This is a genomic window from Tenggerimyces flavus (assembly GCF_016907715.1).
Lineage (GTDB): Bacteria > Actinomycetota > Actinomycetes > Propionibacteriales > Actinopolymorphaceae > Tenggerimyces > Tenggerimyces flavus.
This window is the reverse complement of record NZ_JAFBCM010000001.1, coordinates 1,978,815-2,004,585: the sequence shown is the minus strand read 5'-3', so window position 1 is coordinate 2,004,585 and position 25,771 is coordinate 1,978,815. Positions and strand designations below refer to the sequence as shown.

The following is a 25,771-nucleotide window of genomic DNA, read 5'->3' as shown; positions in this document are numbered from 1 at the left end:
AGCCTACGGCCGCCTTCCGACAGCTCTCGTCACGTCCGATCCGTGGTCGAGGCGGATGGTCTGGTCGGCGTTCTCGATCGTGCTCGGCCGGTGGGCGATGATGAGCTTGGTGTGCCCGGCCAGGTGGTGGGTCATCGCGTTGTGGAGCGCCGCTTCGGTCAGAGCGTCCAGGTGGGCAGTGGCTTCGTCCAGGATCACGATGTCCGGGTTGGACAGGAAGATGCGGGCGAGGCTGAGGCGTTGACGTTCTCCGCCGGACAGCCGGAACCCGCGGTCGCCGACCGTGGTGTCGAGTCCCCGCGGCGGGGATTCGATCAAGGTGCCGAGCTGAGCGTGGCGCAGGGCTTCCATGATCTGGTCGTCGGTCGCTTCGGGCTGGGCGATCGTGAGGTTGTCACGGAGGCTGGCGTGGAGAACGAACACGTCCTGAGTCACCATGCCGACTGCTCGGTGCCGCGCAGCCGACGACAGGTCGGCGAGATCGAGCTCGTCGATCATCACCCGACCTCGGGTCGGCTGATGCACACCGACGGCGAGGAGCGCAGTGGTGGTCTTTCCCGCGCCACTGGGTCCTACCAGTGCTGTCGTACTCCCGGGGACGAGAGAGAAGGTCAGGTCGGCAACCGCCCAGTCGGGCTCGCCAGCGCTGGTGGTCTCCGCGGCGAGGTCAGGCAGGGTTGCCGATCCCGGCGCTGGATGCCGGAACCACACGTGCTCGAAGGTGAGTTTTCGCGCCGCCGCGACGAGCTTCCGGGATCCCACCCGTTGGTGGACCGGCAGGTCCAACACCGCGAAGATTCTCTCCAACTCGATGATGCCACCGCTGAGACCAAGCCCCTGGATGCCCATCAGGACGAGGGGGTCGTAGATCAACTTCACCAGGGCGGCCATCGCGACGACGTGTCCGACGGATGCTCCCTGCAACGCCCCGGCGGCGTAGGCACCGGCGACGCCGAGGGCAGCGAGTGCGGAGGTACAGAACTGAGACCCGTAGAAGCTGCCGTTGCGTGCCACCAGGGCCGTCCGGATCCTGGCCGCGTGGGCGGCGAATGCGGTGGTCTCGGCATGGTGTGTATGGAGCAGGTGGCGGGTCACCGCGCCTTCCACGTTGAGTCGTTCGGTGAGGAAGTGCTCTGCCTCGCTGGTGGCAGCGGTCTGCTCACGCCCGGCCGCGAACAGGCGCTTGTTGAACGCTCGGAGCGGGATGACGAACATGGGCAGCACTGCCAGCACGACCGCGACCGCGGCCAGGTTGATTCTGGCCAGGGTGATGACGGCCAACACCAACAACACTCCCTGCCCGATCAAGGTGCCGAAGATCGACTGGATCAGGTTCTGCGCCGCGGTAGGGCTGCGCGTCAGGCGGGAAACCACGGCACCGGCCTTGGACTGTGCATGGAAGGCATAGGGCAGGGCCGTGACCTGCTCGAACATCGCCAGCCGAAGGGCCTCGGTGGTCCTGACGCCGATCTCGGCGCCAATCGCGTTCGCGACAGAACCCGCGCCGGCGGCAAGGAGGCCGAGCGCCAGCGCGACACCAATCCACCTGATCGCCACCGTCGTGGCACCGACAGCCAACCCCTCGTCGACAGCCCGCTGGAACGCCAACGGAACGGCGACGCCCAGCAGGGCCGCAACGAGCAGCAACGCGATGAACAAGGCAAGCCTCGACCGCTGTGGTGCCAGGAACGGGCGCAGGCGAAGCAGGAACGACAGATCCATCAGGGGGCCTCCGTTGCTTGGTCACAACAGCGAGGCCCGACGGGGTCAGGGTGAGGGGAGGCTCTCGGGCGACGCCGTCACTCGATGGGACATGGACGTCACCCCCTTCCTCGCTCACCTGACGCCCAGACGGTAGCAACGCCCCCGAGGCCCGACAAGAGCTTTCTGCGGCACTCGCGGGTCGATCACGTGTTGCCGCCAGGTGTCGCCTTACGCGGCCAGTGGCCCTTTACCTGGCGTCCACCCCACGTCATGGGACCAATGATCATGCAAAACATGATCGTTGGCCCAAGGCGGGCGGGGGCCGGTCCAACCAACCGCCGGACGAAAGATCGAGCCTAGGGGAACTGCGTCCAGTGGCCCTCGGAGACGACGTCCACGGTGCTGCCAGTCACCGCGATGGCGGTCTCGTCGTCGATCGCGTACGCCGGGCCGGGGATGGTGGCGGCCCATCGTTCGGCGTCGGCCAGGGTGTTCTCCGGCATGCCCTCGCAGTCCAGGTGCGGGAAGATCGAGAAGTCGACGACCCCCAGCGCGCTGTCGTCACCACCGGTGGGCGGCTTCCAGCCGACGAAGTCCGCCCCGATGCGCGGGGTCATCACCATGCTCCCCGCGCTCAGCCCCACCCAGATCGTCTCGCTCAGCGACGGCAGGAGATTCGCCAACCCGGACTCCCGTATCCAGTGGCACAGATACAGCGCATCCCCACCCGCCACCAGCAGGACGTCTGCCTCGCGGACCTTCGGGACCCACTTGGACTCGTCGATGCTGGGCAGGGCGGTCAGCTCGAGCACGCCCACGGACTTCCAGCCCAGCTCGACCATGGGACAGCCGGGCTCGCCTCCGCTGAGGAAACGCCACGCGCGCTCGCCCGGCCCGAGACTCGGGTGCCCGTACATCCCGGTGGGGATGCAGAGGGCGTCGCAGTCGGCGATCGGCTTGCCCAGCAGGCCGATCAGCGCGTTCTGGATGGTCGCGTTCCTGACGCCAGCGGACGTGAGAAGAAGCTTCATAGTGCCCTCCAAGTGGTCGGCCACGCCCTGGTTCAGAAGGCGAACGAGTTGTGCGGCTCGGGATCGGTGCGGAACATCCTTGCCAGCTTGCCGACCGCGTCGTCGGTGACGGGGCGGATGCGTCCGGCGTAGGCGAAGTCGTGGGCGGACCCGCCGCCGAGGAACAGCGTGCTGAGCGCCTGGATGTCGAGGGCGAGGTCGGCCTGGCCGTCGGTACGTTCGACGTCCGCGCCGGACTCGTCGGCGACGAGGTGCCAGGTGCCGACGTTCGCCGGACACATCGGGTCGTCCTCGATCGTGAACGTCAGCTCGCCCGGCGTCTCGTACGCCCTGCCCTCCAGCGCCCGCGGGACGTCGAGGATGCGCGCCCACAGGTTGTCGGACTGCCGGGTGACGCGGAGGGCGCGCGGGTTGGCGAGCAGCCAGCGCAGCGGTTCGTCGCGCGGGCGGCTGTGGGCGACGACGAGCTGGGTGAGGTCGAAGTCGAGCAGCAGCGACCACAGGGCTCGGTAGGCGGTCGGGTTGGTGGCCTCGAACGCCTCGACGACGAGCGTGCCGGCGCGTTCGGCCGTCGGCGACCAGGGCAGCCGGTAGTGGGCGATGCCGTCGACGGCGCCTTGCTGGTCGCGGTGGATCAGGTAGCGGAGCGGACCGTCTGTGCCCGACGCCGTGTCGGTGAGTCCGTCCCAGCGGTCCGGGCGCGGGGTGAGCTCGCCGATCCGTTCGGCACGTACGGCCGCGTGCACGGCCGGCCAGGCGACTCTGGCGGCGGCCGCGTCCGCGAGCTCGAGGGAGCCGCGGTCGTCGGCGGCCGGCCGCAGCTGCGCCTCGCCGCGCCGGATCTCCCACCGGGCGCGCATCGTTGCCGGCGAGTAGCCGAACCGGCCGTAGATGCTGCCCTCGCTCGCGCTGAGGGTGGCGAGCGGCTCGCCGCGATCGAGCGCCTCGTCGAACATCGCCTGCATCAGCTTGCGCAGCAGGCCGCGGCGGCGGTACGTCGCGATGACGCCGGTGGCGGTGACGCCTCCCATCGGGAGCTGGCGGTGGCCCGGCACCGTGATGTCGAACGACAACATGGCCGAGCCGCCGACGACCTTCCCGTCGACGATCGCGGCGACCGGATGGAAGCCGTCGTCGGCCAGATCGGTGTCGGCCCACTGCTCGAGCTGCTCGGCCGGCGCCGGCACCCGCGGAGGCGGCCATGGCTCAGGCCCGCCGTGCCACGCCGCGGGAGCGGGCTCCCACATCGGCAACCCGTTGGCGTACGGCAGCGCCCGGTAGTAGTCGGCCATCTCCGCGCGCGTGGGCCTCCGGACTTCGGTCGTCACCGGTCGAGCCTACGGTGGGGACCGCTCCGGTCTCAGGGCCACGCCCTGGTCGGCGATACGATCCCGCACGATGCGCGGAGCGATCATGCTCAGTCTGCCGGGCCGCACGCTGGGGTTGGTCGGGCGCTTCTGGGTGCCCTTGGTGTTCTGGTTCACGGCCGGCTACCTCGCACACGACCTCGTGCTCCGCGGCGCGGCGATGTTGGCGCTCAAGAACAAGTGGCTCGGGTTCGCCGGGCTGTCGATCAGTGTGTTGATCATGCTCGCCAGCACGATCATGATGCTGCACGCCGTACGGCCGGGGCTCACGCCGTTCGGTGGGGTACGGCGACAACCGCAGCCCGTCCAGGACCAGCCGCGGGTCGACAGGTCGCCGCCGATCGTCGACGCGATCGCCGAGACAATCCTGCCGTTCCTCGTCTTCTACGGCGCCTGGGGACTGTTCGTCGACGAGGTCCGCACCTGGGGCACGCACGCGATCAACCAGAGCCTCGGCGAAGGGCTGAACGCGGTCGACATCACCGAGAACGCGACCGGCATCCCACTCGCGATCGCGGTCGGCTCGTGGCTGATCCGCGCCGGGCTGGAGACGCTCTACAACCGCCGCGGTGGGCGCGTGCTCGGGCTCAGCACCGCTGTTCGAGGCGAACTGGATGTTCTTCGCCGTCATCTCCGTCTCCGCGATCGTCGGCAACGCGTCCAACTGGATCGCGCAGCGCCAGGTCTGGGAGACCATCCGCGAATCGCTCGCGTTGCTTCCCGCCCTCGACCTCGGCTGGCTCGCGAACATCTGGGCCGCGCTCCAGCCGTACCTCCCCACCGTCAAGGACGGCTTGCTGCAACCGCTGTTGTGGCTCACGATCGCCGCGGTCGTGTTCGGCGAGAAGATGGACCGCGACGCGGACGTGATCGCCAACAGCAGGTTCCAGTCGGTGGGTCACGCGTTCGAACGACTGCCGCGCCCGGTGCAGCGCGTCACCGAACTGTTCAGCCGCGAGGTCCGCGAGAAGTGGACGCCGCTGGCGAACGGCGTGCGCTTCGTGCTCACCGCCGGACCGATCTTCTACCTCACGTATTGCCTGTGCTACATGGTGATCGACGCCGGCACCTCGTGGCTCGAGGTGCTCGCGATCCGCGTCATTGGGCCGCATCCGTTCGACTGGTGGTGGCCCTGGCTGACGCCGCTGGGCTTCGTTCAGCAAGGACTGCACGAAGTTCTGCGGATCGCCTTGCTGGCCGCGGCGTTCGAGCTCGGGCTGGAACGCGCGTGGCGCCGGAGACGTCGCCTCAGCGGTGGAACTCCACCTGCCGCTTCTCCCCCACGACCGACAGCACCGCTCGCAGCTTCCCCGCCTCCTCGGTAGGGACGAGGTACGTCGTCAGCACGGGCACCGTCCTTCCCGCCAGAATGGGCGTACGCCCCTCGTCCCCCTCGACCATGCAGCCCGTCGCCGCGCCGGTCGCGGCGAGCCCGAACGAGGTCTTCCAGACGTCGTCATCCTCGTTCCACACCTGGAACGTGCAGTACTCGATCTTCTTGCCCGCGGCGGCGTTCGTCGGGGTCACCTCGACGGTGACGAACACCAACGACGTGCCGGCCGGCAGCCTCGCGCCCTTCTCCGCCGGACCGGGCCGGATCGACACGAGCCGCCACCGGCTGCCCGCGAACTCCACCGGAGTGTCGCCGCGAGCGACGATCGGCGGACGCTGGTCGCGGTCGCCGATCTCCTGCGCGGAGAACACGTACTCCAACGCGATCGTCAACGGCACCAGCACGATCACCGCAAGCAGGTACAGCAAACGTTTACCGGACGGCAGCCGGACCATCACTCACCCAGCCCCGTCTTCGGCAGCGTCAAACTAGGTGACGCGTCATCCAAAAGTCGTTGTGCCGCGGCCGCGGAGAGTCGCAGGTCGACGATGGCCTCCGGACCGAGGCGCGAGTCCGTTCCCTTGGCCACTTGGAGAACCGAGCCCTCGAGCGCGTCCGGAGGGATCTCGAACAGGATCACCCCGCGCCGCGGGATCCCCGGCTCGGTGGAGCCGTCCTCCGTCAACAGGTCGAGGCCGAGTCGCCGCGTCGGATGGTAGATCCGGCCGTCCGGTGTGGTCAGACGCGTGTTGCTGTACGACGTCGCCTTCCAGTCACCGATCAGCGTCGCGGCGATGACGACCCAAATTCCCTTGGTGGCAAAGGGTTCTGTCCTCAGCGCCGACGACGACACGACCCGCTTCGCCGTGTGCACACGCTCGACGCGGAGCTTGAAGCCACGGGTGTCGATGAGGTCGCCGATCCGCCCGGACGTCGCGATGTTGCCCAGCTGCTGCTCGTACGTCGGCGCCGTCCGCGTGACGAACAGCACGGCGACGAGCAGCAGCAACCCCAACGCGACCGAGCCGATCCGCCTCATCCGGCACCTCGCGCGACGGGCAGGTGGACCAGCGCGAGCTCGGGATCGTCCAGCGCCGTACGCCAGGTTCGCTGCCGGGAGAAGAAGCCGGGCTCGTACTCCTGCCGGTAGATCACCACGTCGAGCTGGGACGGAAACGGCTGGCTCGCGGGAAGTTCGTACACGGCGAGAACGCGTTCGGGCAACCCGGGCTGCAGGCTCACCGGCGAGCGGTCGCTGGCGAGGACCACGCCGCTCCGTTGGTCATGGGACTTCGAAGAGTCGCCGTCCATCACGTACCCGTTGGAGAGGCGAAGCCGCAGCGACTCCTGGATGTCCGCGCCAAACTGCAAGCTCTCCTTGACAGTGAGCCGAAGGTCCATCTCCAGAACGAGAAACGACCCTTCCTTGGCGTACGACGGGTTGCTTGTCGGATCCTTGGTCTCGGTCCACGCCCGCAGCACGCGGAACTCGAACCGCCCGTTCGCCACCGGCTCGCCCGGCTCGGCTCGCGGCAACGACTGGGCCTGCGCCGCACGGAATCCGCCCGTCAACCCGATCGCGACGACCAGCGCCACCAGCTCGAGCAAGATCACCAGCGCGACCAGGATCCGCACGCGTCGCAGCCCCGGAGCGGCCGGCGCGCGGCCAGCCGGCGGGGGGATCGGGGTGGTTACCTGCGCCACGACGCCGGATCCTACGCGAGCAACTCGGGGAAACGTCGACAGTGACGGTGCGGGTTCGGCATCATCGAGTGATGGATGCGGGCCCCGATGTCGGCCGGATTAACGAACCCAACGTAAGGGCTTAGGCTCGTGCGCATGGCACGTGGCGACCACGCTGACGACGTCTCCCCGGTGACCGGTGAGACCGAGGTCATCCTTGCCTCCAACCGCGGTCCGGTCACGTTCCGCATCGACGACGACGGCGCGCTGCGCGGACGCCTCGGTGGAGGCGGTGGCCTCGTGTCCGCACTGTCCGCCGTGCCCGCGCAGGCGAACGCGCTGTGGGTCTGCGCCGCGCTGTCCGAGGCCGACCGGCTCGCCGCGCGGTCCGCGCCCGACGGCCGCCTGGACCTGGCCGGGCACAGCACCGGCGCCGTCCCGATCCGGATGCTCGACATCGAGCCGGTGACGTTCCTCCGGGCGTACAACGGCATCGCGAACTCGGTCCTGTGGTTCGTGCACCACATGCTGTACGACACCGCGGGGATCCCGATCTTCGACGGCCGGTTCCGCCGCGAGTGGTCGTCGTACGTCGACTACAACGCGTCGTTCGCCGAGGCCGTCGCCGAGGAGGCCGGCCCGAACGCCCGCGTGATCGTGCAGGACTATCACCTGAGCCTCGCGCCGCAGCTGATCCGCGAACGCCGCCCCGACCTCGCGATCGCCCACTTCAGCCACACGCCGTGGGCGCCGCCGGACTACTTCCGGGTGCTGCCCGACGATGTCGCGGTCGCCGTGCTCGAGGGACTGCTCGCGGCCGACCACGTCGGCTTCCTGACCGCGCGCTGGGCGCAGGCTTTCCTCGCGTGCTGCGAGACGGTACTGGGCGCGAAGGTCGATCTCGCGCAGGGCACGGTCGAGTACGCCGGTCGGCGCACCGAGCTCGGCGTGCACCCGTTGGGCATCGACAGCGACGCGTTCCGCGCTCGCGCCGACCAGCCCGACGTGCACGCGCGGATGGCGGCGTTGCGTACGCAGGTCGGCGGGCGACGGCTGATCCTGCGCGTGGACCGTACGGAGCTGTCGAAGAACATCGTGCGGGGTCTGCTGGCGTACCGGGACCTGCTGCGGCGGCACCCGGAGTGGCAGGGGCGCGTGATGCACCTGGCGTTCGCGTACCCGTCGCGGCACGACCTGCCGGAGTACCGCGAGTACACCGCGTCGGTGCAACGGGTGGCGAAGGAGATCGTCGACGAGTTCGGGTCGCCGGACTGGGATCCGCTGATCCTCGCGGTGGACGACGACATCGCGCGGTCGCTGGCGGCGTACCGGATGGCGGACGTCGTCGTGGTGAACCCGGTGCGCGACGGGATGAACCTCGTCGCGAAGGAGGTGCCGGTCGTCTCCGACCACGGCTGCGCGCTGGTGTTGTCGCGCGAGGCCGGTGCGGTCGCTGAGCTGGCGGACGCGGCGCTGGTGATCAACCCGTTCGACATCGAGGGCACCGCGGACGCCCTGCACACGGCGCTGGTGATGACCGACGAGGAACGCCGCAAGCGCTCCAACCGGCTCGCGAGCGCGGCCTCCGCGCATCCGCCGTCGATGTGGCTGGCCGAGCAGCTCGAGGCTCTGGCCGACCTGCCGAACGACTAGCAGTTCGCTGGCGCGGCAACGAGGTCGGCGCGGACCGAGCTGATCTGGACGCCGACGACGGACGCGTTGTCGTTCTCGTTCGACTCCCTGAGCAGCCGGTCGGGGTCGGCCTCGGTCTCCAGGCAGTACGTACCCTCGGCGAGGTCGTCGGGCAGCGGCAGCTCCTGCCCGGCGAGGCTCGGGCGGTAGACGTCGGACCAGCCGACCGAGATGCCCTGCACGGTGTCGCGGGTGCACTGGCGGTAGCGCTGCGGATGGGTCGGGTCGACCGGGGCGCGGCGGCTGTCGCGGAGGCAGAAGCTGACCTTGTCGTTCTCGACGACCGGCCGCTCCTCACCGGGCGCGTGCAGCGTGTAGCGGGCCATCGCGTCGAAGTGCCAGTGCTTGTGGGCCGGGTGGTCGAGCATGCAGCCGGCGCGGAGCTGGTACGTCTCGCCGTCGGTGCGTACGTCGTACACGCCGTTGCCGTTCGCGTCCCCGTACACGACCTGCGACGCGTGCCGCTGGCCCACCTTGCAGGGGCCGCGGTTGTCGGGACGGACGACGAGCGGGCCGGCGCCGACGTTCGCGAGGATCCCGGCGAACCGCAGCTCCAGGCCGCCGTCGTCGGTGCGCTGGAGCGAGAGGCGCTCGGCGGGCAGGCTGCGCAGGTTGGGCAGCAGGTCGGTGGCCGGCTCCGGAGTAGTGGACGGGGACTCCGGAGCCGGGTCCGTGGGACCGGCCTCTGCCGGCACTCCGCCGTCCGTCGCCTTGGCTGCTTCCTCGCTGCAGCCCGCGGCGAGCAGAGCGACCAGGACGACGAGCACGCGGATCACTTTCGGAGCATGAACGAGAACGCCGAAAACCGACCGAAGGTCGTTCGCTGGGGTGCCGGCGGATGGGCACCGATGCCGCTTTACCTGGCAAGTGGGCGCTCTACGCGGCGTCCATCCCACGTAGAGCGGCAAATGATCATGTAAACATGATCATTGGGCCCAGGGCGTGTCTCTCAAAGAGTGTCGGCTGAGCGCGCGTAGCGCGCGAGCGCGCGGCGCCCCGCGCCCGGCTGGGCGTGGTGCAGGAGGAACCCATATTGGTTATATGGGTGACGAGCTGGACCGCGTCCAGGCGGGATGTGGGGTGTCGCGCGCCCGGCGATCTTTGAGAGACACGCCCTAGCCCCAGCGGCTGGCGAGGGTCTCCAGGAACGCGACGACGCGGGCGGGACCGTCGAGGACCAGGTCGGCCCGGTCGGAGAGGGCTCGGACCTCGTCCGAGGCGGAGCAGATCAGCAGGCCTGGCATCCCGCTCTCGCGGAGGGAGTCGACGGCGTCGTACGCGGGGAGGTCGCCCAGGTCGTCGCCGGCGAAGGTGACCACCTCGGCGCCGACCTCGAGCACGAGGGCGCCGAGGGTCGCGCCCTTGTCCATGTCGGGCGGCCGCAGCTCGACGACCATGCGGCCCGGCTGGACTGCGAGGCCGTGCGAACGGGCGAGCGTCGTCAGCGGCTCGGTGAGCAGCTCCTGGGCGTCCGCCGGCGAGGGAGTGTTGCGGAAGTGCACGGCGACCGAGTGGCCCTTGTCCTCCACGGCCGTGCCGGCAGGTGCGACCAGGTCGTTCAGCAGGCCGGGGAGCGCCTGCCTGGCGGCGGCGACGCCGGGGAACGGGGGCGGCGAGGCGATCTCGCCCGAGGAGGCGGACCACCGTTCCAGCCCGTAGTGACCGGCGACCAGGAGCCTGGCGAGGGCTGGCTCGTCGGCGAACCGGCCCAGCTGCAGGACCTGGGCGACCGATCGGCCGGTGACGATCGCGAGTGCGCCGACGTGCGGCGCGAGCCGTGCCAGGGCGGGGATGGCGCCGGGATGGGCCGCGGCGCGGGCGGGGTCGTCGATGATCGGGGAGAGCACGCCGTCGAAGTCGAAGGCGAGCAGGGCGCGCGAAGGGTTCGCCAGCAGGGCCGCGAGGCCGGCCTGACCGGCCGGGGTCCGCGGCTGCGGAAGCTCCAGGGGAGCCGTCACACCTCGATGCCGAGCCGGCGGGCGGCTCGGGTGCGCTGCCGGACCGAGCGCAGCCGGCGCAACCGCTTGACCAGCAGCGGGTCGTGCGCGAGGGCGTCGTGGCGGTCGATGAGGGCGTTCAGGACCTGGTAATAGCGCGTCGCCGACATCCCGAACTTGTCGCGGATGGCCTGTTCCTTGGCGCCGGCGTACTTCCACCAGAGCCGCTCGAAGCTGAGGATGTCCTGGTCACGCTCGGACAGGTCCTCGGCGGGACGAACGGAATGGATCGAGGTCACGACGTTGGCCGCAGTCATCGATTCGCCATCCTCCTTCTCTGACCCACCCTCCGTTGCCGGGAGGTCGCGACCATCGTAGGGGGCGAATCCCATCGATGTCATTCGCCCTCGCCATCTGCTCACAAGCGGTCACTGTCCGGTACTGACCAAGCTTCCGCCATTCCCTGGTCAGCACCCCCACCGTACGGGCACGCTCCGACTGTGACGCACGAACCCACCGGATCGAGCGCGATCGAAGCGGTCGCCACCTCGCTCCAACGGATCGCGGAGCTGGACCGTTCCGGCCCCCTGCTGCGCTCGGTGATCGAGACGAACCCGAGCGCCGAGCGGCTCGCCTCGGACCGCGACGCCGAGCGGGCTCGAGGGTACGTACGGGGACCGCTCCACGGCGTACCGGTCCTGGTCAAGGACAACGTGGACACCGCCGACCTGCCCACCACGGCCGGGTCGTACGCGCTCACCGGCGACCTGCCCGCCGCGGACGCGCCGCTCGTGGCGCGGCTCCGCGAGGCCGGGGCGATCGTGCTCGGCAAGGCGAACCTGTCGGAGTGGGCGAACTTCCGTTCGACGCACTCCTCGTCCGGTTGGAGCGCGCTCGGCGGCCTGTGCGTGAACCCGCACGCGCTCGACCGTTCCGCCGGCGGCTCGTCGTCGGGGTCCGGCGTGGCCGTGGCCGCCGGCATCGCGCCGATGGCGGTCGGGACCGAGACCGACGGGTCGATCGCCTGCCCCGCGGCGCTGAACGGCGTGGTCGGGCTGAAGCCGACTGTCGGGCTCATTCCTCGTACGGGCGTCGTGCCGATCTCGCACAGCCAGGACACTCCGGGGCCGATGACGCGTTCGGTGTTCGACGCCGCGTTGATGCTTGGGGTGTTGGCCGGGACGTCGGCTTCCGATCCCGCGACGCTCGTCCCTGGCCGGGTTGCCTTGTCGGACTACACGGCGTTCTGCTCCGGCTCGGGCGACGTGGCTGGGCTGCGGATCGGGCTGCCGCGCAAGAAGCTGTGGGGCTACAGCCCGCAGGCGGACGCCGCCGCCGAGGCCGCCGTGCGGTTGCTCGCCGCGCAGGGCGTTTCCGTCGTGGACGACGCGGACCTGTCGTCGCTGGAGGAGCTGTACGAGGTCGACCACGAACTCACCGTGCTGCGCTCGGAGTTCAAGGCCGGCATCGCCGCGTACCTCGCGACCCGCGGCCCGGACGGCCCGAAGTCGCTGGCGGACCTGGTCGCGTTCAACCGGGACCACGCGGACAAGGAGCTCGTGCACTTCGGCCAGGAGGCTTTCGAGCAGTCGCTGGACGCGCCCGACCTCTCCGACCCGGCCTACCTGCACGCGCTCGCCGAGTGCCGGCGGCTCGGCCGTACCGACGGCATCGACGCGGCGCTGCGTACATTCGGGGTCGACGCGCTGGTCATGCCGTCGTACCCGCCCGCCTGGAAGATCGACCTGGTGAACGGCGACCACGTCAACGGCAGCTGCACCAAACCCGCCGCGGTCGCCGGCTACCCGATCCTCACCGTTCCGTCGGGCATGGTCGACGGCCTGCCCGTCGGCGTCGCCTTCGTAGGCACAGCCTGGTCGGAGGGCACGCTGCTCCGGCTGGGGTACGCGGTGGAACAGCTCCTGAACCTCGGCGACCAACTCCGCCCCGCCTACCGCCCACCCCAAGCCGGCTAGCCCGACCTCCCTCGCCCGCCCCTGCGCCGTGATCATGAACGTGATCATGAAGGCAAACCCTGCGTATACGACCAGTTCGGCTTCATGATCACGTTCATGATCACCGGTCGCACGCGTTCGTGTTCATTTTTCGCTCGCGTTCAGATATTCTGAACGGAGTCGAAAACTGAACGGAGGTGCGATGGACCCCACGTTGACCGAGCTTCGCGGGCAGCTCGACCAGCTCGGCATCGCCCTCGTCGAGCATCGCGACGCGCCTGAGCAGGCGACAGTGCGCCTCGTTCGCGGGCGGTCCGAGCAGACGTACGCCCTCCTCGCCGGGTCAACGATCCGCCTTACCGAGGCGTCGTCTGCTCACGCAGACCATCCGCTGCTGGTCTTCACCACAACCGTTTCACCCCGAACCGCTGACAGCTTCCGTCGCGCCAAGATCCATTACCTCGATCTGGCCGGCAACGCGTGGCTGCAGTTCGGCGATGTCTTCATCGATGTACGCGGACGGTCGAGCGGCTCTGGAGCGAGTACTCGTGGTTCAGGGAACCTCTTCAGCCGGGGAGGCGCTCAGGTCCTTTTCGCCCTACTGGCCTGGCCGCAGCTCTGGCAGGGACCACAGAGAGAGCTCGCAAGGACGGCTGGAGTGTCGGTCGGGCAAGCCAACCTCACATTGCGCTTGCTCACGGACGCCGGCTACGACAAGGATCGCGCCGCGCGTGGACCAGCGGACCTTCTCGACCTCTGGGCAGCGGCGTTCCCGACCGGGCTGGCGAAGCGCATCGCACTAGCGGAGTACGAGGGTGACCTCTCCCGACTGACAAGGGTCGAGGACGAAGACCCCGTACTCGTGAACACAGCCGGTCTCGACAGCGCTGTCTTCGCGAGCGGTGAGAGCGCTGCCAGAGAGATGATCCGCCCTGCGACGTTGACGCTCTACGTTCCGGAACTCGATCCGCACCTGGCGATCAAGAACCGCTGGCGCGTAGGCGACCACGCGAACGTCTTCATCCGCCGAAAGTTCTGGAACGCTCCCGACGAAGGCGACAGTCCCCTTACTGGCCTGCGCCAAGCGCCCTGGCCACTGGTGTACGCGGACCTGGCGAGCAGCGAGGACGCACGGGTCCGCAACGCGGCCCGAGAGTGGAGGGCCAGGTTTGCTTGAGCTGGTAGAAGCGCCCAGCGGCTTGGTGGACCCCATCGCCCGCGTCGTCGGCGCGGTGCTCGACGCCACCGACGAGATCTCTCCAGTCGACATCATGATCGTCGGAGCGCGATGCCGGGACATCCTCCATGCGCTCGGACACCACTTCGCCACGACAGCGACGCATGACCTCGATCTGGCGCTCGCCCTGGCGTCGTGGGATGCCTACCGTGACCTCGTCGCGTCGATGCAGCGGGTCGGTAACACCGGCATCCGCTACCGCATCGCGGGCATCGAGGTCGACCTGTTGCCCTTTGGTCAGGTCGAGAACCCGAAGGGGTCGTCGAGCCGCCAGCTCGCGAGGAGCCCATGAGCGTCTGGGCTTTCGAGGAGATCTTTGCCCGATCGTTCCCGCTCACGCTCTCACCGTCGATCGAGGTACGCCTCCCGACCGTCGCCGGCTTCGCCGCGGCGAAGCTTGCCGCCTGGCTCGACCGATCCGAATGGAGAGAGGTCAAAGACGCCGCGGACCTGGCTTTGCTCCTGCACTGGTACGCCGAGTCGGGTCACGTTCAGGACCAGCTCTACGAGACCGAGGACGGCAACGCGATCCTTCTTGCCGAAGGGACCGACGTGCCGCTCGCGGCCGCTCGACAGCTGGGCGTCGACATCGCGACCGTCATCGGCGGCAGACGGCAACGGGAACTGCTGGCGCGATGGCCTGGCGACCTCGACCTGCTGGTTCGCGAGCTGACGCTGCGCGAGGTCGCGGGCTGGCCAAGGGCCACGGACCGGCGCCGGGCGCTCGTCGACGCACTCACCCGCGGCCTGCGAACCGAGCCTGCGCCGTGATCATGAACGTGATCATGAAGGCAAACCCTGCGTATATGACCAGTTCGGCTTCATGATCACGTTCATGATCACCGGTCGCGCGCGGGCGGACCAGGTCGGCTAGCGGTATGAGGTGAGGGCGGCGGCAAGGCGGTCGACGAACGGGCGGCCGAACGTCGAGGTGCCGTCGACGGCGATGACGGCCAGGTAGGCGAAGAGGCGCCAGAGTTCGCGGCGCTCCGGGAAGTCCGGGTCGATCCCGCGGCGTTCGCGGTAGCCGTCGAAGACCGCCTCCGGCACCGGTTCGAAGTAGTCGAGCAGCGCCAGGTCGACCTCGGGATGGCCGAAGTACGGGCAAGGGTCGATCACATACGCCGAGCTCGCGGTGGTGAGGAAGTTGTTCTGCTGCGCGTCGCCGTGCAGCAGTGCCGGGCGCGGTTCGGGGCCGCACAGAAGCGGCTGCCGGCCCACCAGCCGTTCGACAGCCCGAGCCAGCGAGGGCGGCAGAGTGCCGGCGTCGACCGCTGCGCGCAGGTTCGGCAACAGTCGGCGCTCGGCGTAGAAGTCAACCCACACCGCGGACGGCACCAGAACGTTGGACTGCGGCAACGGGCCGAAGAAGCCGTCGAACGCCGCCAGCCCGAACGTGACATCCGCCACGTCGTGCAAGCCCGCGAGCGCCAACCCGATCGACCGCCAATGCGCCACAGATCGCGCCGCCCGAGGCACCTCCGGGACCGCCTCGAGCACCAGCAGAGCGCCGTCGTCGAGCGGGATCAAACCCCCACCGACCGGCAAAGGCGTCGCCACCGACGAACGAGACCGGATCAGCGAGAGTCCGCGCAGCTCAGCCGCAACCTGAGCAGCCACCCCCAGCTTGGCGAACAAGGAGAACGGACGCCCCAGAAACACCCCGGCAGGATGCGACGCACGGTCGTCCAGATCCACGAACCCGGTCCGAGTCCACGACCGGCCAGTAGCCCGTTCCACAGCCTGAACAACGCCTGGCAAAAGCAACGGATGCGTCATCGGCGGGTTTGCGTGCATCTGTTCGAAGTTCCCATGGCCACAGCATGAACGGTCACAGGCCGGTACCGGTCGATCACAATTCGGCGCCGGTTCGTCGTCGTGACTGCCGGGTAGCGTGGCAGGGGACACCAGGGCACAGGGAAGCAGAACTCGGGGGCAGAAAGGGGCGCCGATGTCGCGGCGGATCCGCTGGGGAGTCGTCGCTACCGGCAACATCGCCGGCGTCTTCACAAGAGAGCTCGGCCTCCTGCCCGACCACGAGGTCGTGGCGGTCGGGTCGCGCAGCAAGCGCCGCGCCGAGAGGTTCGCGCTGCACTGGAACGTGCCGAACGCGTACGGCAGCTACCAGGAGGTCGTGGACGACCCGGACGTCGACGTCGTGTACGTCGCCACGCCGCACTCCGACCACCTCGAGACCACGCGGTACGCGCTCGAGCGGAGCAAACCCGTCCTCTGCGAGAAGGCCTTCACGGTCAACGCCAAAGAGGCCAAGGAGCTCATCGACCTCGCGCGCAGCAACAACACGTTCCTCATGGAAGCCATGTGGATGCGTTGCAACCCGCTCCATCTCAGGCTCAAGGACCTGGTCAACAGCGGCGACCTCGGCGAGCCCAGGCAGGTGAAGGCCGAGCTCGGGTTCGTCGCCGAGTACGACCCCAAGGGCCGGCTCTTCGCCCCCGACCTCGCCGGTGGCGCACTGCTCGACGTCGGCGTCTACCCGATCGCGTTCGCCCACCACCTGCTGGGCGCACCACAAACCGTCCACGCCACCGCGGCGAAAGCGCCGACCGGCGTCGACGCGAGCGTCGGCGTGCTGCTCGGGTACGAGAGCGGCGCCGTCGCCACCTGCGTCGGCAGCCTCGACGCCACCCTGCCCGGCCAGGCGACGTTCGCCGGCACGGAGGGCTGGGTCGAGCTGGACCGCAGCTTCCACGACACCAACCGGTTCGTCGTGCACCGGCCGGGTAAGGACCCGGAGCCGGTCACGGTCGAGCTGCTGGGGGTCGGCTACACGTACGAGGCACTCGAGGTTGCTCGGTGTCTCGCTGCAGGACTCGTCGAGAGCCCGCTCGTCACCCACGCGGACACGCTCGCGGTGATGGAGGTTCTCGACACCGTCCGGGACCAGATCGGTGTCCGGTACCCGAACGACGAGGACGTGCGATGACGCCTGGAGTCGCGCCCGACAAGCCCAAACGCCGGCCCGCCATGAAGAGCGCCTTCGTCGTCGTGGCCAACCGCCTCCCCGTGGACCAGACGACCGACCCCGACGGGACCGTACGGTGGCGCCGCAGCCCCGGCGGCCTCGTCACCGCGCTCGAGCCGGTCATGCGGGCCAACAAGGGCGCGTGGATCGGCTGGTCCGGCAGCTCCGACGACGGCGACGAGCGGCAGGAGCCGTTCGACGAGGCCGGCATGCACCTGATTCCGATGCAGCTGACCAGCGACGACGTCGAGGAGTACTACGAGGGCTTCTCCAATGGGACGCTCTGGCCGCTCTACCACGACGTGATCGCCCAGCCGGTCTTCCACCGCGAGTGGTGGGACGCCTACACGAAGGTGAACGAACGGTTCGCCCGCGCCGCCGCGGAGGTCGCCGACGAGGGCGCGGTCGTGTGGGTGCACGACTACCAGCTGCAGCTCGTTCCGGAGATGCTGCGCGCGCTGCGGCCGGATCTGCGGATCGGGTTCTTCCTGCACATCCCGTTCCCGCCGAACGAGCTGTTCGCCCGGCTGCCCTGGCGGCGGCAGATCCTGCGCGGGCTGCTCGGCGCCGACCTGGTCGGCTTCCAGCGGCCGGGTGCCGCGGCGAACTTCCTGCGACTGACCCGCCGGATGCTCGGCCACCAGACCCAGGCGGACCGCGCGATCCTCGCCGACGGGCGGATCGTGCGCGCCGGCGCGTTCCCGATCTCGATCGACATGGCCGAGCTCGAGGAGATCGCGCGCCGGCCGGAGACCGAAGCCCGCGCGCAGGAGATCCGCGACGAGATCGGCAACCCGGACAAGGTGTTCCTCGGCATCGACCGGCTCGACTACACCAAGGGCATCGGCGAACGGATCAAGGCGTTCTTCGAGCTGCTGAACGAGGGCGAGCTGAGTCCGGAGGAGGCGACGTTCCTCCAGGTCGCGACGCCGAGCCGGGAGCGCGTCGAGGAGTACAAGGCACTGCGGAACGACGTCGAGCTGCTCGTCGGCCGCGTCAACGGCGCGCACGGCCGCATCGGGCGGCCGGCGATGACGTACCTGCACAACTCCTTCGTCCGCACCGAGCTCGCGGCGCTCTACCGCGCGGCCGACGTGATGGTCGTGACGCCCTTGCGGGACGGGATGAACCTGGTCGCGAAGGAGTTCATCGCCTGCCGGTACGACAACACCGGCACGCTGATCCTGTCCGAGTTCGCCGGCGCGGCGGACGAGTTGCGGCAGGCTTTGCTCGTGAATCCGTATGACGTCGACGGGCTGAAGCAGGCGCTGCTGCAGGCCGTCCGCGTCGAACCACGGGAGGCGAGCCGGAAGATGCGGGCGATGCGTAGGTACCTGGCCGAGCACGATGTCGACCGGTGGGCCAATACGTTCCTCGAGAAGCTGGCCGGAAGGCCCGAGCTGTGACCGGAGGTCGGGTGCTGGCACTCGACCTCGGAACGTCCTCCGTACGCGCGCTGGTGTGCGACGCGTCCGCCGCTCCGCTGCCGGGTCTGCTGGCGCGGCGGGCAGTCGAGCCGCAGCAGGACGAGGACGGTCGCGCCGAGGTCGATCCTGACGTGTACGTGGCGGGGCTGGTGGAGTGCCTCGACGAGCTCTCCGCGGCGGGGTCGCTGGACGGGATCTCGGTGGTCGCGACGTCGTCGCAGTGGCACTCGGTGCTGGCCATCTCCGCCGACGGGCGGCCGGCTTCACCCGTGCTGACCTGGCTCGACACGCGGGCGCCCGCGCCGTCGGAGCCTGCCGATCCGGAGGCGTTCCACCGCCGGACCGGCGCGTGGGTGCACCCGCTCTACTGGACCGCGAAGGCGCCGTTCGTCCGCTCGTCGGTGGCCGGCGCGGTGCGCTTCCGCGGGCTGCCGGACTACGTACGCGGCGTGCTGCTCGGCGACGACAGCACCTCGCTCTCGGTCGCCTCGGGAACGGGGCTGCTCGACGTCGGCGCCGGCCACTGGGACGCCGAGGCACTGGCGATCGCCGGGCTCGCCGAGAACGAGGTGCCGCCGATCTCCGACGCCCCTGGCAGGCTCGCGTCGAAGTGGGCCGCGCGCTGGCCCGCCCTCGCCACCGCCGACTGGCAGCCCGTCCTCGGCGACGGCGCGGCTTCGAACCTCGGCGCCGGCTGCGCGACCTCCGACGCGCTGGCGGTGACGGTGGGGACGTCGGCCGCGCTGCGGGTCGTTCACGGCGGCGACGAGGCGCCGGACCTGCCCTGGGGCGCCTGGCGCTACCGCGTCGATGCCGAACGCCTGGTCACCGGCGTCGCGTTCTCCGGCGGCGGCGTGCTGCACGCGTGGGCCGTGCGGTTGCTCGGCCTGGACAAGGACGCTGAGCCGACGGTCGCGCCCGGGCGGAGCGGGCTGCTGTCCGTACCCCTGCACGCCGGCAGCCGGCCGCCCGGATCGGCCCCGGCCGGGTCCGGGCTGGTGTACGGGCTGTCGCTGGACACCTCCGCGGAGGAGTTCCTGGCGGCGACGCTGGAGGGTGTCGCGATCGAGGTGGCTCGGGCGGCGGAACTGCTGGAGAAGGCGTTCGGCCGGCGGCTGGAGATCGTCCTCGGCGGCGGCGCGACGCACGCGTCGCCGTGGTGGCGGCGTACGTTCGCGGCCACGCTGGACCGCCCGGTCCTGCTCGCGTCCGACCCCGAGGTCGGCGCCCGCGGCGCCGCGGCGCTCGCGTTGAACCTCGCAGTGGACCGCCCCGTGGAGATCGTACGTCCCGATCCGGGCGATGTTAAGGCGATGGCAGCGGCCCGATCTCGCTATGACGCCCTCAGAAACGGTCTCGATCAGCCACACTGAGGACTCACACGCGTAGCGAGGGGTGGGTCGGAGTGACGGTGGGTCCGCAGACGCCGGACAGCGAGCTGCTGTCGGCGATGCTGCACCTCGTCCCCTGCGCGGTCGTCGTCGTGGACGGAGCCGGCCGGATCCGGATGTGGAACGACGCGGCGGAGAGCCTGCTCGGCTGGTCCGCCGACGAAGTGATCGGGCAGGACGCCTCGACGCTCGGCATCGCGACGGCGGACCCCGACGAGACCGTCCGGGGCTTCGCGCTGATCCGCGACGAGGGCACCTGGGAGGGCCACTACCCGCTGTTCCGCCGCGACGGCGAGTCCATCGTCTGCGCGGTGCGGGCGCGAACGGTCCAGCCCGAGGGCAACGTGATGTTCGCGATCGAAGAGGTCACGACCGCGCGGATGGTCTCGGAGACCGCGAGCCTGCTGGACGCGCTGATGACCGCCTCACCGGTGGGGTTGGCGTTCTTCGACAGCGAGCTGCGGTTCGTCCGCGTGAACGAGGCGCTGGCCCGGATGACCGGCCGGCCGATCGCCGAGCACCTCGGCAAGCGGCCCGAGGAGGCCGTGCCGGAACTCGCCGACACGCTCGTACCGAACCTGTGGCGCGTCACCCGCCTCGGCCGGCCCGTCGTCGGCCAGGAGCTGCGGGCGATGTCGGCCACGCCTGGCGCGCCCGAGGGCACCTGGCTGTGCAACTTCTACCCCTGGCAGCCGGGCACGGCGACGCCGTTCGGGGCCGGGCTCGCCGTGGTCGACGTGACCGCGCGGCGGCGCGTCGAGGACGAACGGGCGCTGCTGCTCGAAGCCGAGCAGGCGGCCCGCAAGGAGCTCGAACGGGTCCGCGACCGGCTCGCGTTCGTGGCGCTCGCCGGAAGCCGGCTCGCCTCGACGCTGGACGTCGGGATGGCGCTGGAGACCGTCGCCGATCTGGTCGTCCCGGAGTTCGGGCGGTTCTGCATCCTCGACATGTGGGACGGGCGCCGGCTCAACCGCGTGCACGTCCGCGAGGACGAGCAGTTCCGCACCAACCTGGTGCAGGAGATGCTCGACCTGTCCGGATCCCAGCGCGAGAACCATCCGGCGATCAAGTCGGTGCGGACCGGTCGGCCGGTCGTGATCCCGGAGACCACGGAGGCCATCCTCGAGGAGATGTACGACGACCCGAAGGCTCGTCGGGTCGTCCTCGAGGCGACGGGTGGAAGCAGCTTCGTGACCCTGCCGCTGATCACCCGCGGCCGTGTGATCGGTGTGCTCACGCTGCAAGGGCCGGGACAGGAAGGGCGTTCGTCGACCGTCGACGAGGACGTCGCGCTACTCCAGCAGGTCTCGACGCGGGCCGCGCAGGCCATCGACAACGCGCAGCTGTATCGCCAAGCCCAGCAGAGCTTGCGGGAGCTGGAGGCGGTCGAGCGCCAGCAACGGCAGGCGGCGGTGACGTTGCAGTCCTCGCTGTTGCCGAAGAGTCCGCTCGAGTCCAAGGATCTCGACATCGCGATCCGGTACAGGCCGGGAACCATGGGCACCCAGGCCGGCGGCGACTGGTACGACGTCATCGAGATCACGCCCGGGCGTACGGCGATGGTGATCGGCGACGTGATGGGCCGCGGCCTGCAGGCAGCCGCTTTCATGGGTCAGCTGCGCATGGCGATCCGCGCGTACGCACGGCTGGATCTGCCACCGAAGCAGATGCTCGAACTTCTCGACGGGGTGGTGTCGGATCTCGGCGAGGCGGAGATCGTCACCTGTGTGTACGGGGTGTTCGACTCCCGGCGCGGGACGTTGACGTACGCGTCCGCGGGACATTTGCCTTTGCTGCTTGTGGATCGGCCCGGTCGGGTACGGCGGTTGGACCACGAGATCGGGCTGCCGCTCGGCGTAGGCTCGTACGCGGCGCCGGAGCACGTGGTGTCGTTCGCCCCTGGAACGTTGGCGGTCCTCTACACCGACGGCTTGGTCGAGCACCGTCAACGTGACATTGACGCGGGGATCGACAAGCTGATCGAGACGTTGGCCGGCGCATCGGGCGACCTGGAGTCGATGGCGGACGCGATCCTGCGCGAGCTGAAGCCCCACGACGACTACGACGACGATGTCGCAGTCCTGTTCGCTCGGGCTCGGACGATCACCGACGACCCGACGACCGGCGAGCTGTCGGTGACGTTGCCGAACGACGTACAGGCCGTACCCTTGGCTCGGGCCAAGGTGGAGGAAACCCTGCAGCAGTGGGGGATTTCCGGCGATCTGCTTGACAACATCGTGTTGACAGCGGACGAGCTGGTGACGAACGCGCTACGCCACGGGCGGCCTCCCGTTCGGCTGCAGCTGCGCCAGAGCGAGCGCGCGGTGATCGTCGACGTTCACGACGGAACGGCCGTACCGCCGCGCGAGGTCAACGCCGACGCCGACGACGAGGGCGGCCGTGGCCTCCAGCTCGTCCGGCTGCTGTCCACCGAATGGGGCTGGCGCCGTACCCAACGCGGCAAGACCGTCTGGTGCGAGCACGCCCTCCCGGTGAGTATCGTCCGCTAGCGAGACTTCCCCGCCGCCTCGCACTCACCTCACACGGCCAGCAGGCCCTCTACCTGGCGCCCACCCCACGTAAAGGGGCCAATGATCATGTTTACATGATCATTGGCCCGGGTGCCGGTGAGCGTGACCCGCTAGCGCTGGACGCGGGCTCCGGCCCCTCCGACGAGGGCCTCGACTTCCTTGAGGTTGGCCATCGAGGTGTCGCCTGGCGTGGTCATCGCGAGCGCGCCGTGGGCGGCACCGTACTCGACCGCGACCGCGAGATCGCCCTTCTCTAGAAGGCCATAGATCAGTCCGGACGCGAAGCTGTCGCCGCCGCCGACGCGGTCGAGGATCTCCAGCTTCGGGCGGTGCGTCGCCTGCACGAAGCCGGCATCCGCCGACCAGGCGATCGCGCCCCAGTCGTTGACGGTCGCGCTGTGTACGCCGCGCAGCGTGGTGGCGGTGACCTTGAAGTTCGGGTACTCCTTCGTCACGGCTTCGATCATCCGCTGGAAGTTGCCGACGTCGAGATCGGTGAGGTTCTCGTCGGTGTCCGAGACCTCGAATCCCAACGAGGCAGTGAAGTCCTCCTCGTTCCCGATCATCACGTCGACGAGCCGCGCGAGCTTGCGGTTGACCTCCTGCGCGCGCTCCTTGCCGCCGATCGACTTCCACAGGCTGGGCCGGTAGTTCAGGTCGTACGAGACAATCGTCCCGTTGTCGTGCGCCGCGGTCAGCGCCGCCTCGATCACATCCGGCGTCGTGTCGGACAGCGCGGCATAGATGCCGCCGGTGTGCAGCCAGCGGACGCCGAGGGTGCCGAACAAGTGGTCCCAGTCGACATCCTCCGGCTTCAGCTGGGACGCCGCCGTGTGGCCGCGGTCAGAGGTGCCGACGGCGCCGCGAGCGCCGAAGCCGCGCTCGGTGAAGTTGATTCCGTTCCTTACGGTGCGGCCTATTCCGTCGTACGGCACCCACTTCACGAACGTGGTGTCAACGCCGCCTTGCAGGATCAGATCCTCGAGCAGCCGGCCGATCTCGTTGTCCGCGAACGCCGTGACGACGCCCGTCCTGAGGCCGAAGCAACGCCGCAGACCGCGGGCGACGTTGTACTCGCCGCCGCCCTCCCACGCGCGGAACTCCCGTGCCGTACGGACGCGCAGCTCGCCGGGGTCGAGGCGCAGCATGATCTCGCCGAGCGACACCAGGTCGTAGCGGCACTCGCTGGCAGGGCGGATCTCCAGGCTCACTGTTGCTCTCCCTTCGCCGCCGCGACCGCGGCGGCCGTGCGCTTGGTGACCTCGGCCCAGTCGCCGGCCTCGAGCAGGTCCGGCGCCACCATCCAGGTGCCGCCGACCGCGAGCACGGCCTTGATCGCGAGGTAGTCGGCAAGGTTGTCGGTCGTGACGCCGCCGGTCGGGACGAACTTGACGTTCCGGAACGGCGCCGCCAGCGCCTTCACCGACGCCGGCCCGCCGAGCTGGCCGGCGGGGAAGAACTTCACGGTGTCGAGGCCCGCGTCGAGCGCCATCTGGATCTCGGTCGCGGTCGCGACGCCGGGGAACACCGGGATGCCGAGTTGCAGGCAGTGCGTGACGACGCGCGAGCTGAAGCCAGGGCTGACGATGTACCGGGCACCGGCCGCGACCGCCTCGTCCGCCTGCTGCGGCGTGACCACCGTCCCGGCGCCGACGAGCATCTCCGGATGCTCCGCCATCCGCTCGATCGCCGCGACGGCGGCATCGGTGCGGAACGTGACCTCGGCCGTCCTCAACCCTCCCGCCACCAGCGCATCCGCGAGCGGTCCCGCCCCGGCAGCGTCGTTCAGCACGACCACCGGAACGAGTCGAGTCCTGGCGAAGTATTCGGTGACGTCGACCACGAACCCCATCCTAGGGAAAGCGGATTCCCCGTCACCGCCCGACGTTGTCCGAGCTGGCCAACGTGGCCAGTTCGTCCCGTCGTGGCAGGCCTTCCCAGTCGCCGGCGACGGAGACGGCGAAGGCGCCGCAGGCGTTGCCGCGGCGGAGACGGTCGAGTGGGGGAAGCTCGTCCAGCAGCGCCGAGAGGTAGCCGGCGACGAAGGCGTCGCCCGCCCCCACCGGGTCGACGCTGGTCACGGACAGGCCGGGCGCGGTGGTGGCCGAGCCGTCGACGTACGACATCGCGCCCTCCGCGGCGAGCTTCAGCACGACCTCGCGCGGCCCGAGCGAGGCGAGCTGCTCCGCCACCTGCTCGTTGAACCCGCCCGAGACGACCAGCGCCGCCTCGTCGACGCCCGCGAAAACGACGTCCGAAAGTTTCACCAACTCGGCCAGCTCGGCCGCGGCGGACGTGCGCGACCACAGGCTCGCGCGGTAGTTGAGGTCGAGCGACACCCGTACGCCCGCCTCCCGCGCCACCGAGACCGCGTGCCGCACCGCCGACCGGCACGACTCCGACAGCGCCGGCGTGATGCCGGTGACGTGCAGGACCCGCGCCTCCCGAACGGCCGAGGCCGGCACGTCCTCCGGCGCCAGTAGCGACCCGGCCAGCCCCTTGCGGTAGTAGCTGACCCGCACCCGGTCCGCCGTCCGGTGCTCCCGCAGGATCAGCCCGGTCGGCGCGGAAGTTTCGAGGCGAACGCCGGAAACTTCCACGCCCTCGCCCCGCAACCCGTCCACCACGACTCGCCCCAACGGGTCGTCGCCGAGCCGCCCGACCCAAGCCGCGGCGTGCCCGAGCCGCGCCAGCCCGATCGCGACGTTCGACTCCGCCCCGGCGAACGAGATCCGCGCCGGCGATCCCACCGCGAACGGCCCCGTCCCGGTCGCCGCGACGAGCGCCATGGTCTCGCCGAGCGTGACGACGTCAGCCACGGCGCACGCTCCCGACGAGGACCTTTGCCCGAGCAGCCAACGCGCCGAGGTCACCGGACGGCGAGCACGCGTCGCCGACCAATGGGCTGCCGACCGCCACAGCGGCAGCTCCCGCGGCGAGCCACTCCCCCGCGTTCGCCGGATCCACCCCGCCGGTCGGGACCAGCGGGATGTCCGGCAGCGGCGCCCGGACCGCCTTGAGGTACGAGACGCCGCCCAGCGACGCCGGGAACAGTTTCACCAGCGCCGCCCCCGCACGCCAGGCCGTCACGATCTCCGTCGGTGTCAGCGCGCCGGGCAGCACCGGCACCCCAAGCCGCGCCCCCTCCTCGAGCACCTCCGGGAACACCGCCGGCGTGATCAGGTAGGTAGCGCCGGCCTCCACCGCACGCCGCGCCTCGTCCGCCGTCGTCACCGTCCCCGCGCCCAGGGCGACGTCGGGTGCGCGCTTCGCGTACGCCGACAGCGCGGCCAGCACACCTGGTGTGGTCAGCGTGTACTCGACCGCGCGCAGGCCCGCGTCCACCAGCACGTCGGTGACCTCGCCGAAGCGGTCCGCCGAGGACGCGCGCAGGATCGCGATCGCCGGGCAGTCCTCCAGTGCCTGAGAGAGCTCCACGACGCAGAGCCTAGATCGTTTGACAGAGCATCACTGGTGTCGGAGCATCCTGGACACCA

At 69.9% G+C, this 25,771-nt stretch carries 24 protein-coding genes; 10 read left to right on the top strand and 14 right to left on the bottom strand.

Annotated elements, in window-relative coordinates; translation table 11 throughout:
- Positions 1 to 3 precede the first annotated feature (3 nt).
- The 3 genes from JOD67_RS09245 to JOD67_RS09235 form a co-directional block, all read right to left on the bottom strand.
- Positions 4 to 1,722 carry an ABC transporter ATP-binding protein gene (locus JOD67_RS09245; protein WP_205117017.1) on the bottom strand — a complete coding sequence of 573 codons (1,719 nt, stop codon included), beginning with the start codon at positions 1,720 to 1,722 and terminating at the stop codon, positions 4 to 6.
- A 338-nt stretch (positions 1,723 to 2,060) separates the two neighbouring features.
- The gene (locus tag JOD67_RS09240; RefSeq protein WP_205117016.1) at positions 2,061 to 2,735 is read right to left on the bottom strand and encodes a Type 1 glutamine amidotransferase-like domain-containing protein; all 675 of its coding nucleotides are present in this window, start codon (positions 2,733 to 2,735) and stop codon (positions 2,061 to 2,063) included.
- 32 nt (positions 2,736 to 2,767) lie between these two features.
- Positions 2,768 to 4,063, bottom strand: a complete 1,296-nt coding sequence (locus JOD67_RS09235; protein WP_205117015.1) for a GNAT family N-acetyltransferase — start codon at positions 4,061 to 4,063, stop codon at positions 2,768 to 2,770.
- 608 nt (positions 4,064 to 4,671) lie between these two features.
- On the opposite strand from JOD67_RS09235, the gene JOD67_RS09230 reads away from it, so the two are divergent.
- Complete coding sequence (locus JOD67_RS09230) at positions 4,672 to 5,427, top strand: hypothetical protein (RefSeq protein ID WP_205117014.1); 756 nt, start codon at positions 4,672 to 4,674, stop codon at positions 5,425 to 5,427.
- Here the strand turns inward: JOD67_RS09230 and JOD67_RS09225 are convergent.
- The 3 genes from JOD67_RS09225 to JOD67_RS09215 are packed head-to-tail and all read right to left on the bottom strand — an operon-like array spanning position 5,351 to position 7,139.
- Positions 5,351 to 5,863, bottom strand: a complete 513-nt coding sequence (locus JOD67_RS09225; protein ID WP_205117013.1) for a hypothetical protein — start codon at positions 5,861 to 5,863, stop codon at positions 5,351 to 5,353. The two genes, JOD67_RS09230 and JOD67_RS09225, sit on opposite strands and share 77 nt — an antisense overlap.
- A 26-nt stretch (positions 5,864 to 5,889) precedes the next feature.
- A complete protein-coding gene (locus tag JOD67_RS09220) occupies positions 5,890 to 6,474 on the bottom strand; it encodes a DUF4352 domain-containing protein (RefSeq protein ID WP_205117012.1) in 585 nt (194 codons plus the stop codon).
- Complete coding sequence (locus JOD67_RS09215) at positions 6,471 to 7,139, bottom strand: hypothetical protein (RefSeq protein ID WP_205117011.1); 669 nt, start codon at positions 7,137 to 7,139, stop codon at positions 6,471 to 6,473. Before JOD67_RS09215 ends, JOD67_RS09220 begins: the two co-directional genes overlap by 4 nt.
- Positions 7,140 to 7,274: 135 nt before the next feature.
- Here JOD67_RS09215 and JOD67_RS09210 point away from each other — a divergent pair, with 135 nt between their 5' ends.
- Positions 7,275 to 8,771 carry an alpha,alpha-trehalose-phosphate synthase (UDP-forming) gene (locus JOD67_RS09210; RefSeq protein WP_205117010.1) on the top strand — a complete coding sequence of 499 codons (1,497 nt, stop codon included), beginning with the start codon at positions 7,275 to 7,277 and terminating at the stop codon, positions 8,769 to 8,771.
- Here JOD67_RS09210 and JOD67_RS41790 read toward each other — a convergent pair.
- The 3 genes from JOD67_RS41790 to JOD67_RS09195 form a co-directional block, all read right to left on the bottom strand.
- Positions 8,768 to 9,586 carry a lysyl oxidase family protein gene (locus JOD67_RS41790; protein ID WP_205117009.1) on the bottom strand — a complete coding sequence of 273 codons (819 nt, stop codon included), beginning with the start codon at positions 9,584 to 9,586 and terminating at the stop codon, positions 8,768 to 8,770. The genes JOD67_RS09210 and JOD67_RS41790 overlap by 4 nt on opposite strands.
- A 339-nt stretch (positions 9,587 to 9,925) precedes the next feature.
- Complete coding sequence (gene otsB / locus JOD67_RS09200; protein ID WP_205117008.1) at positions 9,926 to 10,768, bottom strand: trehalose-phosphatase; 843 nt, start codon at positions 10,766 to 10,768, stop codon at positions 9,926 to 9,928.
- Complete coding sequence (locus tag JOD67_RS09195; protein ID WP_205117007.1) at positions 10,765 to 11,064, bottom strand: DUF3263 domain-containing protein; 300 nt, start codon at positions 11,062 to 11,064, stop codon at positions 10,765 to 10,767. Before JOD67_RS09195 ends, otsB begins: the two co-directional genes overlap by 4 nt.
- Before the next feature lie 183 nt (positions 11,065 to 11,247).
- Here JOD67_RS09195 and JOD67_RS09190 point away from each other — a divergent pair, with 183 nt between their 5' ends.
- From JOD67_RS09190 to JOD67_RS09175, 4 genes are all read left to right on the top strand, one after another.
- On the top strand, positions 11,248 to 12,723 hold the full coding sequence (locus JOD67_RS09190; RefSeq protein ID WP_307782326.1) for an amidase: 1,476 nt from the start codon (positions 11,248 to 11,250) through the stop codon (positions 12,721 to 12,723).
- Positions 12,724 to 12,904: 181 nt separating this feature from the next.
- Positions 12,905 to 13,879 carry a type IV toxin-antitoxin system AbiEi family antitoxin gene (locus JOD67_RS09185; RefSeq protein ID WP_205117006.1) on the top strand — a complete coding sequence of 325 codons (975 nt, stop codon included), beginning with the start codon at positions 12,905 to 12,907 and terminating at the stop codon, positions 13,877 to 13,879.
- Positions 13,880 to 13,901: 22 nt separating this feature from the next.
- Positions 13,902 to 14,231, top strand: a complete 330-nt coding sequence (locus JOD67_RS09180) for a hypothetical protein (protein WP_205117005.1) — start codon at positions 13,902 to 13,904, stop codon at positions 14,229 to 14,231.
- Positions 14,228 to 14,710, top strand: coding sequence for a hypothetical protein (locus JOD67_RS09175; RefSeq protein WP_205117004.1), 483 nt, complete (start codon positions 14,228 to 14,230; stop codon positions 14,708 to 14,710). Before JOD67_RS09180 ends, JOD67_RS09175 begins: the two co-directional genes overlap by 4 nt.
- Positions 14,711 to 14,809: 99 nt before the next feature.
- Here the strand turns inward: JOD67_RS09175 and JOD67_RS09170 are convergent, their stop codons facing one another.
- Complete coding sequence (locus JOD67_RS09170; protein ID WP_205117003.1) at positions 14,810 to 15,637, bottom strand: fructosamine kinase family protein; 828 nt, start codon at positions 15,635 to 15,637, stop codon at positions 14,810 to 14,812.
- Between the two features lie 253 nt (positions 15,638 to 15,890).
- Here JOD67_RS09170 and JOD67_RS09165 point away from each other — a divergent pair, with 253 nt between their 5' ends.
- Genes JOD67_RS09165 through JOD67_RS09150 form a run of 4 tightly spaced genes read left to right on the top strand, consistent with a single transcriptional unit; the run spans position 15,891 to position 22,253 of the window.
- Complete coding sequence (locus JOD67_RS09165) at positions 15,891 to 16,886, top strand: Gfo/Idh/MocA family protein (protein ID WP_205117002.1); 996 nt, start codon at positions 15,891 to 15,893, stop codon at positions 16,884 to 16,886.
- Positions 16,883 to 18,331 carry an alpha,alpha-trehalose-phosphate synthase (UDP-forming) gene (locus JOD67_RS09160; protein WP_205117001.1) on the top strand — a complete coding sequence of 483 codons (1,449 nt, stop codon included), beginning with the start codon at positions 16,883 to 16,885 and terminating at the stop codon, positions 18,329 to 18,331. Before JOD67_RS09165 ends, JOD67_RS09160 begins: the two co-directional genes overlap by 4 nt.
- Entirely contained in the window at positions 18,328 to 19,725 is a 1,398-nt protein-coding gene (locus tag JOD67_RS09155; protein ID WP_205117000.1) for an FGGY family carbohydrate kinase, read from the top strand. Before JOD67_RS09160 ends, JOD67_RS09155 begins: the two co-directional genes overlap by 4 nt.
- Before the next feature lie 32 nt (positions 19,726 to 19,757).
- Entirely contained in the window at positions 19,758 to 22,253 is a 2,496-nt protein-coding gene (locus JOD67_RS09150) for a SpoIIE family protein phosphatase (protein WP_205116999.1), read from the top strand.
- A gap of 131 nt (positions 22,254 to 22,384) precedes the next feature.
- On the opposite strand, the gene JOD67_RS09145 is transcribed toward JOD67_RS09150, so the two are convergent.
- The 4 genes from JOD67_RS09145 to JOD67_RS09130 are packed head-to-tail and all read right to left on the bottom strand — an operon-like array spanning position 22,385 to position 25,712.
- Positions 22,385 to 23,485, bottom strand: a complete 1,101-nt coding sequence (locus tag JOD67_RS09145) for a sugar kinase (RefSeq protein ID WP_205116998.1) — start codon at positions 23,483 to 23,485, stop codon at positions 22,385 to 22,387.
- Positions 23,482 to 24,117, bottom strand: a complete 636-nt coding sequence (locus JOD67_RS09140) for a bifunctional 4-hydroxy-2-oxoglutarate aldolase/2-dehydro-3-deoxy-phosphogluconate aldolase (protein ID WP_205116997.1) — start codon at positions 24,115 to 24,117, stop codon at positions 23,482 to 23,484. The genes JOD67_RS09145 and JOD67_RS09140 overlap by 4 nt, the downstream gene beginning before the upstream one ends.
- 31 nt (positions 24,118 to 24,148) lie before the next feature.
- A complete protein-coding gene (locus JOD67_RS09135; protein WP_307782325.1) occupies positions 24,149 to 25,093 on the bottom strand; it encodes a sugar kinase in 945 nt (314 codons plus the stop codon).
- On the bottom strand, positions 25,086 to 25,712 hold the full coding sequence (locus JOD67_RS09130; RefSeq protein ID WP_205116996.1) for a bifunctional 4-hydroxy-2-oxoglutarate aldolase/2-dehydro-3-deoxy-phosphogluconate aldolase: 627 nt from the start codon (positions 25,710 to 25,712) through the stop codon (positions 25,086 to 25,088). Before JOD67_RS09130 ends, JOD67_RS09135 begins: the two co-directional genes overlap by 8 nt.
- Between the last annotated feature and the right edge of the window lie 59 nt (positions 25,713 to 25,771).